Annotated in this window: 14 protein-coding genes; 9 read left to right on the forward strand and 5 right to left on the reverse strand. The window is 43.3% G+C overall.

Going from position 1 to position 13,902, the window contains the following annotated elements; translation table 11 throughout:
• Positions 1-13: 13 nt before the first annotated feature.
• Together ISALK_RS00410 and ISALK_RS00415 are read right to left on the reverse strand one after the other, a co-directional pair.
• Complete coding sequence (locus ISALK_RS00410) at positions 14-607, reverse strand: class I SAM-dependent methyltransferase (RefSeq protein WP_160718258.1); 594 nt, start codon at positions 605-607, stop codon at positions 14-16.
• Positions 608-667: 60 nt separating this feature from the next.
• Positions 668-1,003, reverse strand: coding sequence for a 4a-hydroxytetrahydrobiopterin dehydratase (locus tag ISALK_RS00415; RefSeq protein WP_160718259.1), 336 nt, complete (start codon positions 1,001-1,003; stop codon positions 668-670).
• A gap of 219 nt (positions 1,004-1,222) precedes the next feature.
• Between ISALK_RS00415 and ISALK_RS00420 the strand changes: the two genes are divergently transcribed.
• The 5 genes from ISALK_RS00420 to ISALK_RS00440 all read left to right on the forward strand — a co-directional run bounded on the left by ISALK_RS00420 (position 1,223) and on the right by ISALK_RS00440 (position 5,426).
• Positions 1,223-1,771 (forward strand): isochorismatase family protein, encoded by a 549-nt coding sequence (locus ISALK_RS00420; protein WP_160718260.1) that lies wholly within the window; start codon positions 1,223-1,225, stop codon positions 1,769-1,771.
• A 39-nt stretch (positions 1,772-1,810) separates the two neighbouring features.
• Positions 1,811-3,127, forward strand: coding sequence for a bifunctional folylpolyglutamate synthase/dihydrofolate synthase (locus tag ISALK_RS00425; protein WP_160718261.1), 1,317 nt, complete (start codon positions 1,811-1,813; stop codon positions 3,125-3,127).
• 133 nt (positions 3,128-3,260) lie between these two features.
• Positions 3,261-4,121, forward strand: a complete 861-nt coding sequence (locus tag ISALK_RS00430; protein WP_160718262.1) for a diacylglycerol/lipid kinase family protein — start codon at positions 3,261-3,263, stop codon at positions 4,119-4,121.
• A gap of 14 nt (positions 4,122-4,135) precedes the next feature.
• On the forward strand, positions 4,136-4,975 hold the full coding sequence (locus ISALK_RS00435) for a deoxyribonuclease IV (protein ID WP_160718263.1): 840 nt from the start codon (positions 4,136-4,138) through the stop codon (positions 4,973-4,975).
• A 1-nt stretch (position 4,976) separates the two neighbouring features.
• On the forward strand, positions 4,977-5,426 hold the full coding sequence (locus ISALK_RS00440) for a flagellar basal body-associated FliL family protein (RefSeq protein ID WP_160718264.1): 450 nt from the start codon (positions 4,977-4,979) through the stop codon (positions 5,424-5,426).
• Between the two features lie 28 nt (positions 5,427-5,454).
• On the opposite strand, the gene ISALK_RS00445 is transcribed toward ISALK_RS00440, so the two are convergent.
• The gene (locus ISALK_RS00445) at positions 5,455-5,985 is read right to left on the reverse strand and encodes a hypothetical protein (RefSeq protein WP_160718265.1); all 531 of its coding nucleotides are present in this window, start codon (positions 5,983-5,985) and stop codon (positions 5,455-5,457) included.
• A 169-nt stretch (positions 5,986-6,154) separates the two neighbouring features.
• On the opposite strand from ISALK_RS00445, the gene hcp reads away from it, so the two are divergent.
• Both hcp and ISALK_RS00455 read left to right on the forward strand, forming a co-directional pair.
• Positions 6,155-7,813 (forward strand): hydroxylamine reductase, encoded by a 1,659-nt coding sequence (gene hcp / locus ISALK_RS00450; RefSeq protein WP_160718266.1) that lies wholly within the window; start codon positions 6,155-6,157, stop codon positions 7,811-7,813.
• A gap of 153 nt (positions 7,814-7,966) precedes the next feature.
• Positions 7,967-8,578, forward strand: a complete 612-nt coding sequence (locus tag ISALK_RS00455) for a CBS domain-containing protein (RefSeq protein WP_160718267.1) — start codon at positions 7,967-7,969, stop codon at positions 8,576-8,578.
• Positions 8,579-8,702: 124 nt separating this feature from the next.
• Here ISALK_RS00455 and ISALK_RS00460 read toward each other — a convergent pair whose 3' ends face one another.
• Positions 8,703-10,055, reverse strand: a complete 1,353-nt coding sequence (locus ISALK_RS00460; RefSeq protein WP_160718268.1) for a sodium-dependent transporter — start codon at positions 10,053-10,055, stop codon at positions 8,703-8,705.
• Between the two features lie 275 nt (positions 10,056-10,330).
• On the opposite strand from ISALK_RS00460, the gene ftsZ reads away from it, so the two are divergent.
• Complete coding sequence (gene ftsZ, locus ISALK_RS00465) at positions 10,331-11,398, forward strand: cell division protein FtsZ (protein ID WP_160718269.1); 1,068 nt, start codon at positions 10,331-10,333, stop codon at positions 11,396-11,398.
• Positions 11,399-11,510: 112 nt separating this feature from the next.
• Here ftsZ and ISALK_RS00470 read toward each other — a convergent pair whose 3' ends face one another.
• Positions 11,511-12,335: a DegV family protein gene (locus ISALK_RS00470; RefSeq protein ID WP_160718270.1), complete on the reverse strand. Its 825-nt coding sequence runs from the start codon at positions 12,333-12,335 to the stop codon at positions 11,511-11,513.
• A gap of 279 nt (positions 12,336-12,614) precedes the next feature.
• Between ISALK_RS00470 and ISALK_RS00475 the strand changes: the two genes are divergently transcribed.
• On the forward strand, positions 12,615-13,748 hold the full coding sequence (locus ISALK_RS00475) for a baeRF7 domain-containing protein (RefSeq protein WP_160718271.1): 1,134 nt from the start codon (positions 12,615-12,617) through the stop codon (positions 13,746-13,748).
• Positions 13,749-13,902 lie beyond the last annotated feature (154 nt).

A 13,902-nucleotide genomic window follows, 5' to 3' on the forward strand; every position in this document is an offset into this window, starting at 1 on the left:
AAAAAAACTGCTCTTATGGAGCAGTTTTTTTTAGATTTCCCGTACCTCCCACGAAAATGCTTTGCATTAGTTTCGGTTCCAACTCCAGCTGAAACCCTAGGGATTGTAAATGTTCTTCGGTTTTTCGGTTCAAATGGCAACCCTTGGCCAATCTTTTCCATAGGGGGGTGAGGATGTCAAAGGTCTTTCCCAGAGGCTCTGTTTCCGGCCGGATGTGTTCGATGAAGATGATTTTTCCATCTTTTTTCAGCACCCGCTTTATTTCCTTGAAGCCCTTGGTTGCATCGGCTACCGTACAGAAAACCAACGTAAATATTACGGTATCGAAGCTTGCCTCGGGATAGGGTAAAGCCGTTACGTTTTCCTCCCTTAAATCCGGGTTTAAGGCCGGATAGCCCTGGAGTTTTTTTTCTAAAACCCGACGGTTTAACTCCCGGTCCATCAGTACCAGGGAGGATATTTTTTCAGGGTCGTAATAGGGGAGGTTCAGCCCTGTCCCGGGACCGATCTCCAAAACCGACCCCCGGGCCTTGGGGATCAGCTTTTTTCTTAACCCCTTGAGGCCCTTTTCTTCGAAGGGTTTCATAAAAAGATCATACATGGCCATGTTTTTTCCTCCTTAGGGTAAGGGGGGCTGGAATTTTATTCATGGGAAGAACTTCTTTGGTTATTGAGGATCAATTTCATCCACCTTCGCCGCAAAGACAAAATCACTTTCACTGAGTCCGTCGATTTTATGGGTTAGAACCTTAAGTTCCACTTTCCCCCAGGAAAGGAAAATATCCGGATGATGGCCTTCCTCTTCGGCGATTTCTCCTACTTTGTTGGTAAAATCCAGGGCTTCCTTGAAATTTTTAAACTTTAATTTTTTTTCCAAGTGATGATCATCCACCACTTTCCAGTCATCTTTTAATTCTTTTTCATACTTTTGGATTTCCTCTCTTTCCATAGGGGGAGTCCCTACACTGCAGGGGATACATTTTTGTTCGGACAATTTACTCATAATATGGCCTCCTTTATTCATAATATTCACGGTAACAACTATACCGGGGCCCGGGTCAAATCCCGAATGGCCCTCTTATAATACCTTTTATCCTATTTTTTCACTTTTAAACATTGCCCACTGAGGGGAGTTTTGAAAGTTCTGTTTGCTTTGATTTTTTCCCCGTGCTACAATAATGTTGATAAATGATCCTTACTACTTAATTAAAGGAGGTATTTGATGAATAAATTTACCCTAAACCCCAAAGAAACATCCCTGTTGGTTATTGATTTCCAGGAAAAATTAGTACCCGCCATGTATCGATCCGAGGACACGGTGAAAAATGCCGGGATTTTAATGGAAATTGCGAAGGCTCTGGATTTACCCACCATGGTTACAGAACAGTATCCTAAGGGGATTGGCCATACGGTAAAGCCTTTATCTGATTTGTTTGGCGATCTAACGCCGGTAGAAAAGATGTCCTTCAGTGCCTGCACCACGGAAGTGGAAGGGACGCTTTCCAAAGAACCCCGACAAAAGATACTTATTGCGGGGATTGAAGCTCATGTATGCGTTTTTCAGACCGTGCGCACCCTTCTTGAAAAAGGTTACCAGGTTTATGTGGTGTCCGACGCCGTTTCTTCCCGAAGGGAAGAGAACTACTATAACGGATTATCTTTAATGCAGGAAATGGGAGCGGTAATTACCAACACGGAAACGGTACTGTTTGATCTGTTAAAAGAATCCACCCATCCGAAATTTAAAGAATTATCCAAACTGATTCGTTAGACCCTTTTACAGAGATTGACTTACATGGAGGCAAAGCATATGAATTACCAGGAAGCGTTAAATTATATTCATGGTACCTATAAATTCGGCAAGAAAATCGGACTTACCAATATTCGAGAGCTTCTTCACCGTCTGGGAAACCCGGAAAAAGAGTTGAAAATTATTCATGTTGCGGGAACCAATGGAAAAGGGTCGGTCTCCTCCTTTATTCACGGAGGGCTAAAGGCGGCGGGGTATCAAGTGGGACTTTTCACCTCCCCCTATTTGGAAACCTTTCGGGAGCGAATGCAGATCAACGGAGAAAAAATTTCCGAGGAGCACTTAGTCCGGTCTACGGAGAAGGTAAAAGAGAAAATTCAGGAAATGGTTCAAGAGGGAAAACATCATCCTTCGGAATTTGAAGTGGTCACGGCCATCGCCCTGGACTATTTTCATCGGCAATCCGTAGATTTCCTCGTTCTTGAGGTAGGTCTCGGCGGACGGTTTGATGCCACCAATGGGGTGGAGCGGCCCATCCTTTCCATTATTACAAACATCGGTTACGATCATACCGAGTACCTTGGGGATACCTTGGCAAAAATCGCCTATGAAAAGGCGGGAATCATCAAGGAAAAGATCCCGGTAATTCTTTATCCCCAGGAACAAGAGGCCATGGAACAAATCCGGGAGATTGCAAATGCCAAGGAGGCCCCCATTCTTCCCGTGGATTTTTCTTCCTTAATCCTGGAAGGGGCATCCCTGGGAGAACAGCACTTTTCCATAAAAGTCGGGAGACAGGAGTATAACGCCTTAAGTATTCGGCTATTAGGTTCCTATCAAATCTATAACAGCATTACTGCGTTAACTGCTTTGGAGTACTTAAAATCCACGGGTCAAGTTTCCTATGATCCCTCGATGATCCGGGAGGGGTTTTACCATACCCGGTGGCCGGGAAGGTTTGAAATCCTAAGAAAAAAGCCCCTTACCATTATTGACGGGGCCCATAATCCCCAGGCGGCCAAGGCCCTGACGGAAACCCTGAAACAGCATCTGCCCAAGGCGTCCATCACCTTTGTGATCGGTATGCTCTTAGATAAGGATATCCAAAGTTTCCTTGAAGAAATCGCTCCCTTGGGAGCCCGGTTTGTATTAACGAAGCCCTTCGGGCCCCGGGCGGCAGAGGCTGAAGATTTGCAGGAGATGCTTAGGGCCTATGAAAAACCCATGTATCCGGAACCCCGGGTATCCGAGGCCATCGATAAGGCCTATGCCATTACCGGAGAGGAAGAAGTCATCGTTTTGGTGGGCTCCTTATATATGATTGGAGAAGCCCGGACTTATATTCGTAAAAATTACAGTGACGTCCACAGTATTTAGGTTTGGATGGAAACCATTAGCAAACACCGGCTCCGGTTCATAAAAGGAAAGAGCGCCGGTGTTTTTTATGGTATAATAAATACCGGTGATGGAAAAATCATCGACTACAGAAATTCAGAAACGGAGAATCCCCATGAGAAAAATACTTTTTGTTATTAACCCCGCGGCGGGGAAAGGGAAAGGTTTAAAAGCCATCCCAAAGATCCGGCAGCGGTTTGAGAAATTCGACTACGAAATTATCATATCCAAGGAAGTCAACGGCATCACCGCCCTTGTGCAGGAAGAGCTTCATAAAAATTACACCGATGTAATTGCTGTGGGAGGGGACGGCACCCTGGGCGAAGTGATCAACGGAATCATAGGTAAAGATATAAAAGTAGGGGCGATTCCCCTGGGGTCGGGAAATGATTTTATTAAAACCCTGGGCCTTTCGGAAGACTTTGAAACACGACTCACAGCCATTGAAAAAGGACGAACGGAAGAGCTCTATGTCCCCTCGGTAAATGAACATTATTTTATAAATGTTTTGGGCTGGGGTGTGGATGCGGAAATTATTAAAGAAAAAAATAAAAATATTATTCGAGAAGGAAAGCTGAATTATTTATTCAGCACCTTAAAAATGCTGTGGATTTATCAGCCCAAGGAAGCAACCGTCTACATAGATGATAAAAAGTTTACAAAGGAAGTTTACCTTGTGGCCGTGGGCAACGGTCAGTTTATCGGTAACGGCATGAAGGTTTGCCCCGGAGGGAATCCCAGGGAGAAGGCCTTTGAAATATGCGTGGTAGAGAAGATGCCCCTAAGAACCCTGCTGCGCCATTTTCCCAAGATCTTTAAGGGCACCCACGGCACCGTTCAAGGGATTCATTTATTAAAGGGACACAGTATCCGGGTGCGGTTCCCTGAAAAAACCGTGATACAGGAAGACGGGACATTACGTCAAGCAACGGAAATTCTCTTGAAAAAAGAGAAGAAAATTGAAATGATTATTTAAGAGAGGTGCTGTAAATGTTAAAAATCGGTTGTCATATATCTATCGGTAAGGGATTTTATCATGCGGGGAAGGAGGCACTTTCCCTGGGAGCCAACACCTTTCAGTTTTTTACCCGGAATCCCCGGGGAGGAAAGGCCAAGGCCTTAAACCCCGAGGATCTTCAAAACCTTCACCGGTTGATGAAAGAAGAGGAGTTTGCTCCGATATTCGCCCACGGTTCCTACACCATGAATCTGGCTTCGAATAAAAAAGATACCCGGGATTTTTCCAAGGGCTTGTTAAAGGAGGATTTAGAGCGGGTGGAGGAAATCTCCAACTGTTATTATATTTTTCATCCCGGATCCCACGTTAAACAGGGGGTGGATGCCGGCATTCAACAAATTATTGAAGCACTGAACGAAGCTATAGGCGAAAGTCAATCCACGCCGATTTTGCTGGAAGGAATGTCGGGGAAGGGGACGGAAATCGGCGGAGATTTGAGAGAATTGAAAAAAATCATTGATGGGGTGGAGGATTCCCGGAGGCTGGGGATCTGTATAGATACCTGTCACTTGTATTCGGCGGGATATGATATTGTGGATCGCCTGGAAGAAGTTTTGGAAGAAATCGATCGACTGGTGGGGTTGGAACGGTTAAAAGCAGTGCATTTAAATGACAGCAAAACCGCCTTTCACTCGAAGAAAGATCGACACGAGGTTTTAGGCAAGGGCACCATTGGCGAAGAGGCCTTAGAAAGAATCATCCGTCATCCCAGCCTTCGCCATCTCCCTTTCAATCTAGAGACCCCTAATGATCTTTCTGGATATGAAAAGGAAATCAAAAGACTACGGAAGGCATGGTTGAAAGATGTTTAAGATGGAAAAGGAGAACTTGAAATTCCTTAAAAAGTGGTTGAAACATGAATATGCCCCGATGGTTGTGGCCGGAGCGGCGATCCTCGGGGTTCTAGTGGCGGTTTATTTGTTTTTTGCCCATGAGGGCGGGCCGGAGGCCTCGGTGGAAGGGCAGACTCACGGAAGTGCCTATAGCGAGAACATTAAAATTAGCAGTAGCGGTCCCGCAGGCCGCGGGCGGGTGAAGATGAGTTACTATTTAAGAAGCGAGGAAGCCTTTGAAGAGGCCATGGCCACAAAGGAGTATGTGATTCGGGACTTAACCATTGAAACCCTTCTATCATGGGACGAAGAATCTTTAAGCACCCGGGAAGGCATGGAAAACTTTAAAGAGGAGTTGCTTAATTTGATTTATGCAGAAACCGGCATTCCCGTAGATGGGATTTATTTTCATGAGTTCATACTAAACTAGAATATCATATTAAATTAGGATAAAGGGATTAAAGATTTCGCCTCTCCAATAGCCGAAAGGTTCCTACCGAAGCAAGATAACCAAGGACAAAGGTAAGGATGGTGGGGACAATTACCAGCACAGGATGACTCAAGGCTTCCCCGGAAACTCCGCCGATGGTGTAGGCGGCCATGTAAAAGGTAAGGGGAAGTTGTACTGCGGGGAAAAAAGCAGAAGAAAGAATAATGCTTCTTTTGCTTTTGTATCCTCTGAAAACCAGGAAAGAAAAAAGATCGGTTAAGATGCCTCCAAAAAAAGCGATGAAAAACATCCCGATAAAAAATCCGCTTAGAAGGACCCCGATTAATAGACCTAAGAGAGAGGGAATACCGATTTTCGGTATTTTTTTTGTTAAAAAAGTCACACCCCCTGCATAGATAGGAGAAACGATGATGGCCTTATAGGCGGGAAGAGGCATAAACTGCATGACGGGTATTAAAATGTAACCCAAAACAAAGACTGCGGACACGGTTAAGGCAATTAATACCAGATCTTTAAGTTGAAGTTCAAGTAATTTCATAGGGCACCTCTTTTTATTATTTCTGATTTCAATTAGACTATCATTATATAATGGAATTTTTGAATCATCAAGAGATTTCAAAAGTGTGAGTTTCATCACGGAACCGAAGAGAAGGGTATTATATGATGGTTTTAAGCAAGAAATAAACCATTAAAGGAGAGATCAGTTCATGAGTAATGAAATGTTTTGTCATCAATGTCAAGAAGCTGCAGGGAATGTCGGTTGTAGTGCTAAAGCAGGAGCCTGTGGAAAGCCCAGCGACGTTTCCAACCTTCAGGATTTATTAATTTATACGTTAAAAGGGGTAGCGGAGCTAAACCTTCAAGCCAGAAAAGCGGGACTGAACCGGGATAAAACCGACCGTTTAATGATGGACGGATTATTTTCCACCATCACCAATGCAAACTTTGACGGTGAAGCCATTAAAGACCGTATTGAAAAAGCCTTAGAGAAAAGAGAAGAACTAAAGGCCTTGTTAAAAGAAGAAGGAAAGCTGGAAAACAAAGATTACAAAGGATTTGTCACCTGGACAGGGGAAAGAAAGAACTTCGAAGAGAAATCCGAAGATAAAGAAGTGGGAATACTTGCAACGGAAAATGAAGACGTTCGAAGTCTTAGATCCTTAGTCATCTTTGGACTAAAGGGTATGGCGGCCTACGGAGAGCACGCCCTGAACCTGAATATGCATAAAACGGAAATTTCCGAGTTTATGGAACGAGCTCTGGTTTCAACGGAAGATGACACGCTTACCGCCGATGACCTGGTAGCCTTGGTATTGGAAACCGGTAAATACGGGGTGGACGTAATGGCCCTTCTCGATGAAGCCCATACTTCCAATTACGGAAATCCGGAAATTACAGAAGTGGAAATCGGTGTTCGAAATAATCCCGGAATTCTAGTCAGCGGACATGATTTAAAAGACTTTGAGGAACTGCTGGAACAAACCGCAGGAACCGGTGTGGATGTATACACTCACTCGGAAATGCTTCCGGCAAACTACTACCCGGCCTTTAAAAAACATGATCACTTCGTAGGAAACTATGGAAATGCCTGGTGGAAGCAAAAAGAAGAGTTTGAAAGCTTTAACGGACCCGTACTGTTTACCACAAATTGTATCGTACCTCCGAAAGCAAGCTACAGTGACCGGATTTATACCACGGGAGCTTCCGGATACCCCGGATTCAAGCATATCCCTAATCGAGCCGAGGGCGGAAAAAAAGACTTCTCTGAAGTAATTGAACATGCCAAAAACACGAAAGCCCCTACAGGAATTGAAGAAGGTAAAATTGTCGGAGGATTTGCCCATAACCAAGTTCTAGAGCTTGCGGATAAAGTAGTGGACGCCGTGAAATCCGGAGCCATTAAGCAGTTCTTTGTAATGGCCGGTTGCGACGGAAGAATGAAAGATCGAAATTACTATACGGATTTTGCTCAGGAACTGCCGAAGGATACTGTGATTTTAACCGCCGGTTGTGCAAAATACCGATACAATAAATTAGACTTAGGAGACATCGGTGGCATTCCAAGAGTATTGGATGCAGGACAGTGTAACGACTCCTACTCTCTAGCAGTGATTGCCATGAAGCTTAAAGAAGTATTCGAGTTAAACGATATCAATGAATTACCGATCTCCTATAACATTGCCTGGTATGAGCAAAAAGCGGTAATCGTTCTATTAGCGTTACTACATCTAGGAGTAAAAAATATTAAACTTGGGCCGACTTTACCGGCATTCTTATCACCGAATGTAGCCAAGGTTCTAGTAGAAACCTTTGGAATTAACGGAATCCAGACCGTAGAAGAAGACATGGAGCAATTCCTGGGATAATTTCGTCAGAATAAACATGCTACAAAAATGTACCAGGGGGTCCGACCCCCTGGTACATTTTTGTGAAAGAAACCGATAAAATTGGATGTGTAAAATAGAGGGTATAGGGTATAAGAGTCCTAGAGTAAGAATAACAATGAAGGAGAGTGGAACATGAAAATTAAAAGCATATATGTACCGAAGGAGGACCTGACCATAGTCAAAAGCACGGATAGAGTTCAGGATGTGTTGAAACGATTTGAAGAAACCGGAATTTTCTCCCTACCCGTGGTTAAGGGCAATGATTTACTGGGAACCATTTATAAAGAAAAGCTTTACCGGGTACTGGCGGATATGGACAATAAAGAGGCTTATAAAAATCAGGAAATTGAGGATTCTCTGATTATTAAAAATGAACGGTTCACCACCTTAGAAGCGCCGGTGGAATTGGCAGCGAAGGAGTTTGTGGACAATCAGTTGACCTTTATTCCTGTAAATACGGAAGAGGGAGACTTTGCAGGCATTGTCACCCATAAAGCCATTTTTAAATACCTAGTGGATCTATTCGGGATCACTGAAGATAAGATTGTGGTCTACATAGAGAATATGTCGGGACAATTAGCAAAGGTGTTGGATGTGTTTACGAAGCTTAATGTAAACATTAAAAAAATCGTGGCGGAGGATGCGAAAGTGTTGAATCTCTATCGCTTAATCATTCAGCCAGAGAAGGATCTTACTAAGGTTCGGGAAGCTCTAAAAAAAGACGGATTGAGAGTGGAGGAGTAATTTAACATTCCATGAGGGAAGCGCCGGATTTTTTCAATGATAAAACAAAAAAACAACCCAACCTTTCTGATGAAAGGAAGGGTTGTTTTTTTGTTTTCGAAAAGATCTTTAGGTAAGAAGATTCTTAGGTAAGTCCTTGAATAAACACCACGAATATTGCAATTGGTGCTACGAATTTGATTAAAAAACTCCACACTCCTGCAAGCTTAAAGCTGATGGTTCCTTGATTGGTGGCTTCTTTAATGGCATTCTCAATGCCCCAAATCCATCCGATAAAGATGCAAAGGAAAAATCCTCCGATGGGCAGCAACAGATTGCTGGCAAAGAAATCGATGGAATCCATAATGTTCATACCCCGAATCAATTCCACATGGCTTAAAGCGCCCATTCCTAGGGAAGAGGGAAGACCCACAAGGAATACCAATGCCCCCATTAAAAAAGCGGCATTCTTTCTTCTGAAATTGAACTTATCTACAACGAAGGATACAGAAGCTTCCAACAGAGAAATTGACGAGGTTAGTGCTGCAAACAGTACCAATAGGAAGAACAAACCTCCAAAAAAGATTCCCATAGGCATTTCTGCAAATACTGCAGGAAGAGTAATAAACAGCAGTCCCGCACCGGTATCCGGTTCAAAACCTAAGGCAAATACTGCAGGCAGCACCGTAAGTCCGGCAACCAGAGCGATCATGGTATCCAGTAAAGGAATAAAAAATGAGTTTTGAGGTAGGTTTTCGCCTTTTGGAAGATAACTTCCATAAGTAATAATTACCCCCATCCCAAGACTTAGAGAGAAAAAAACCTGTCCCAGAGCGGAGAGGATCACATCTCCGGTGATCGCTGAGAAGTTCGGGGCTAAGAAAAACTGCACCCCTTCCATGGCACCATCTAAGGTCAAGGAACGAACCATGATAATCAGCATCATAACAAATAGTCCCGGCATTAAAATTTTACTGTATTTTTCAATTCCGCCGCTAATACCACCCATAACAATGCTAAGGGTGATAAGGGCAAAAATACCGTGGAAAAGCGCCGGTTGAAAGGAACTTCCCACAAAGTCCATAAAAATCCCTTCATAAGCTCCAGACTCGAAACCGCTGAGTCCGCCGCTTACGGTTTGAAACAGATAGTTAATAATCCATCCTCCGATAACACTGTAAAAAGAGAGAATTAAAAAGGATGCTAAAACACCGATGCCTCCCACCCAAGCCCATTTAGACCGGATTTTTTTATAGGCTCCGATGGCATTCAGCTGGGTATGCCGACCGATTACCAATTCTGCTAACATTAAGGTAAAACCTACTAATAATAAAATTGCAAAGTACACCATTAAAAATGCTCCACCGCCGTTACGGCCGGCTTCCACGGGAAAACGCCATAAATTTCCCAGTCCTACTGCGGATCCAGCGGCGGCAAGAATAAAACCGATTTTGGAATTCCATTGTCCTCTTTCCTGCTGTTTTTCTAAAGATGCCAAGTATAAAACCTCCTTAAATTTTTGAATATTGTAGCAAATCCTTAAAATTGCCCAACGAAATCTATTCTATATTCTTCAGAATATTATTGCAAGTGTTAAAAAATAAACAAGAGAAATAACTAGTATAAGCATTGAAAATAGAAATAAGAAGGATTTTCCTGGGTAATTGGTGCTAAATAGAGAAAGGATTTTATTTTTATGTTTGAACCTATCGGAAAATATAGTATAATGTAGGGAATAAAGAGGTTAAGACTATTTAGAAGGAGTGGATAGAGATGTTGGAGTTCGATATAAATGATGACAGCCATATTGCAAAAATCAAAGTGATCGGTACCGGGGGAGGCGGCAACAACGCCCTTAATCACATGGTGAACTCAGGACTGCAGGGGGTAGAATACATAGCGGTCAACACGGATAAACAGGCCTTGTTCAACTCCGTAGCGGACCACAAACTGCAGATCGGAAACAAAATTACCAAAGGACTGGGAGCGGGGGCCAATCCGGAAATCGGTAAAAAAGCCGCCAATGAAAGCGAAGGGGAAATCGAAGGTCTCTTGCAAGGGGCGGATATGGTCTTTATCACAGCGGGCATGGGCGGTGGAACCGGCACCGGTTCCGCACCGGTCATTGCGGAGGTAGCCAAACGCTTAGGAATTCTCACTGTGGGTGTGGTAACGGAACCCTTTAAGTTTGAAGGAAAAAGAAGAGCGAAGGCGGCGAAAGCCGGCGTGATGGATTTAAAACAGCATGTGGATACCTTAGTGATGGTGCCCAATGACAAACTGTTAGAAGTTGCGGAGAGCAACACCAGTATGCTGGATGCCTTTAAATTAGCAGACAACGTACTGCGCCAAGGGGTGCAGGGTATTTCTGATTTGATTACCATCCCGGGGCTTGTAAATCTGGACTTTGCCGATGTAAGCACCGTAATGCGGGAACAAGGCGTTGCCCACATGGGTGTGGGCGTGGCCGAAGGAGAAAACAAGGCGGTAAAGGCAGTAAACAAAGCCATTGACAGTCCTCTGCTTTCCACTTCTATTAAAGGTGCGAAAGGGGTTTTACTTAATATTACCGGAAATTCGGATATGAATCTTTTTGAAATCAATGAGGCTGCAGAAATCATCACCGATAAAGCGGACCCGGAAGCCAATATCATTTTTGGATCGGTCATTGACGAAAATATCGGAGACAAAATTAAAGTTACCATTATTGCTACGGGATTTGAAGAAGGGAAGACTCCTTCGGAAACTAAAAATTCCAGGGGAGAGAACCAAGAGGAGAAAAAGGAGACGGAAGCTTCTAAGGACTTTGATATCCCCGAGTTTCTGTATCGTCGGGACTAGGATCTTTAATCATCCATAAAAGCAGAGATTTTGAAATGAGGAAAGTTAAAAAGAAATAAAAAAGCACTGCAAGGGATCGATCCCTGCAGTGTTTTTTTTCGATTATTTCGGTTTAGAAACAAACCAGTAATCCTCCCGGACCGGCATGGGTACCGATTACAGGACCCATGGTGGTCAACAGAACTTCTTTGGGGGAAAATTTTTCTACGATTTCATCCTTCAGGGCCAGAGCATCCTCTAAACAATCACAATGGGTAATGCCGATGATTCGGTCCTGAAAGTCGATGTTTTTCTTTTCCATTTCCTCGATCAGGGTGCGAAGACCCTTCTTTTTTCCCCGGAGGGTTTTAAGTATTTTTACATAGCCTTCATCCACATGAACCACGGGCTTCAGGTTGAAAAGGTTGGCCACAAACTCTTTCGGTTTGCTGACCCGTCCTCCTTTAACTGCATTTTCCAAGGTTTCTAAGTAGACCACCACATTCATCTGTTGCCGGTATTCCCTTAACTTTTCCACAATGTCGGATTTAGAGATGCCCTCCGCAGCCAATTGAGAAGCTTTTAGTACCTGAAGGCCTACGCCGATAGATCCACTTAAGGTATCGAAGGTTTCGATATCTCCCTGAACCTTTTCCTTGGCCACATTGGCTGCATCAAAGGTGGCACTGAGTTTGGAAGACAAATGGATACTTAAGACTTCCTTGTAATTTTCCACCCCGGTTTTAAAGGAATCCAAAAAAGATTGGGGAGAGGGTTGAGAAGTTTTAGGCAAAGTGGGGGAAGCTTTCATTTTCTTGAAAAACTCTTCATGGCTGAGGTCCACTCCATCGGTAAAGTCGACGCCATCAATTTCAATTTTCAGGGGAATTACATCGATGTTATACTTTTCAATGAGATTTTTCGGTAAATCACAAGAACTATCAGTTACAATCTTCATAAAACATCACCTTTCTACTTGGTTTTGATTCTATAGTACTATTATAGCATGTTTTCCTCAATATTTCATATTTCAATAAGGAATCCTGCAAGAATTCAAACAATTCAAAGAAAACCGGTCCTTTTAAGAAAGATCTTCGGTTAAATGTGTATACTTTTTATAAACTGGGTATAATGATAATACACTTGACGGAAAGTACCCCGGGGTAAAAAAGAGGAAACTGCGGATGTGTACATCGGTACCATGGGGTATATAAAAAATAAAAGAGGAGGAATCATAGTGTTTACAAGAAATCAGTTGGATAAGTTATTAGAAAATCGGAAAAACGTAAACCTGTCGATTTTTTTAGCCACGGGAGTAAAGGAAGGAAATCCCCAGCAGGGTAAAATTCGATTTAAAAACCTGATTAAAGATGGGGCAGCCCAACTGGCAAAACAGGGGTTAAAAGAACCTGAAATCAAAAAATTCACCGCCCCTATGGAAGAGCTGGTGGACTATACCAAGTTTTGGAGCACCCTGGATCGGGGATTTGCCATCTTTGCCACAGAGGATCAGATGTTTTATTACAATATGCCTGTAGAATTTGAAGATACCGCAGTGGTGAAGGACCACTTTTACATTAAGCCTTTGTTTCCCGTATTCCAACGAAACGGTCAGTTTTACATCCTGGCCATCAGTCAAAACGATGTCCGACTGCTGCATTGTACGAGAGACGAAGTATCGGAAGTTGAACTGGAGGGGGTTCCAAAGAATTTTAAAGATGCCCTGCAATATGACACCCCTGCTCCTACCCTGCAACACAGTGCAAGAACCCCCGGGGGGGCCGCGGTATTCCACGGACACGGATACGGTATGGAAGACGAAAAAGTAGACATCGGAAAATACTTTCAAGTGGTAAGCCAGAGCCTATACAAGGCTTTAGGAGATAAAGAAATTCCAATGATTTTAGCAGCGGTGGATTTCCTCCATCCTATATTTAAGGAAAATAACAAATACCCGAAACTTCTGGAAGAAGGCATCGTGGGAAATCCCGATAATAAAAAAGAATCGGAACTGCAAAATGAGGGTTGGGAAATTATTAAGCCCTATTTAGAAAAAGAGGAACAAGAAGCCTTGGATAAATATTATCAACTGATCGGATCGGGAAAAGCCTCCCATAATATTGAAGAGATCGTAAACGGCGCCTACAATCAGCGGATAGAATCCCTACTGATCAGAGAAAATACGCAGTTATGGGGAACCTATGATGCGAAAGCCCAGAAAGTGGAAATTCTTGATGATTCCCACAGCAACCGGGAGGAACTGCTGAATTTCGCCTCGGTTCATACCTTCCTGAACAGTGGAAACGTGTACATTCTCCAGGAAGACAAAATGCCGGACAGCCAACCAGTGGCGGCAGTATTCCGATATTAAACAGAAAGACAGCCATAGGGACGGGACGCCGGGGAGGTATTAATAACAGGGGATAATCAGTAAATAATAAGCCCTAAAAACTTTGGAATCTAAAAAAAGATTCCAAAGTTTTTTTATGTATTTTTCGGGCTTTTAGAAAAAAAACTCGAAAAAT

The sequence above is a fragment of the Isachenkonia alkalipeptolytica genome (assembly GCF_009910325.1).
Lineage (GTDB): Bacteria > Bacillota > Clostridia > Peptostreptococcales > T1SED10-28 > Isachenkonia > Isachenkonia alkalipeptolytica.

Bases quoted from the DNA above. Each gene is read 5' to 3' on its own strand.
- ISALK_RS00445 (WP_160718265.1), bottom strand. From the start codon at position 5,985: ATGAAATTACTTGAACTTCAACTTAAAGATCTGGTATTAATTGCCTTA.
- ISALK_RS00430 (WP_160718262.1), top strand. From the start codon at position 3,261: ATGAGAAAAATACTTTTTGTTATTAACCCCGCGGCGGGGAAAGGGAAA.
- ISALK_RS00425 (WP_160718261.1), top strand. From the start codon at position 1,811: ATGAATTACCAGGAAGCGTTAAATTATATTCATGGTACCTATAAATTC.
- ftsZ (WP_160718269.1), top strand. From the start codon at position 10,331: ATGTTGGAGTTCGATATAAATGATGACAGCCATATTGCAAAAATCAAA.
- ISALK_RS00440 (WP_160718264.1), top strand. From the start codon at position 4,977: ATGGAAAAGGAGAACTTGAAATTCCTTAAAAAGTGGTTGAAACATGAA.
- ISALK_RS00420 (WP_160718260.1), top strand. From the start codon at position 1,223: ATGAATAAATTTACCCTAAACCCCAAAGAAACATCCCTGTTGGTTATT.
- ISALK_RS00410 (WP_160718258.1), bottom strand. From the start codon at position 607: ATGGCCATGTATGATCTTTTTATGAAACCCTTCGAAGAAAAGGGCCTC.
- ISALK_RS00435 (WP_160718263.1), top strand. From the start codon at position 4,136: ATGTTAAAAATCGGTTGTCATATATCTATCGGTAAGGGATTTTATCAT.
- ISALK_RS00455 (WP_160718267.1), top strand. From the start codon at position 7,967: ATGAAAATTAAAAGCATATATGTACCGAAGGAGGACCTGACCATAGTC.
- ISALK_RS00470 (WP_160718270.1), bottom strand. From the start codon at position 12,335: ATGAAGATTGTAACTGATAGTTCTTGTGATTTACCGAAAAATCTCATT.
- hcp (WP_160718266.1), top strand. From the start codon at position 6,155: ATGAGTAATGAAATGTTTTGTCATCAATGTCAAGAAGCTGCAGGGAAT.
- ISALK_RS00415 (WP_160718259.1), bottom strand. From the start codon at position 1,003: ATGAGTAAATTGTCCGAACAAAAATGTATCCCCTGCAGTGTAGGGACT.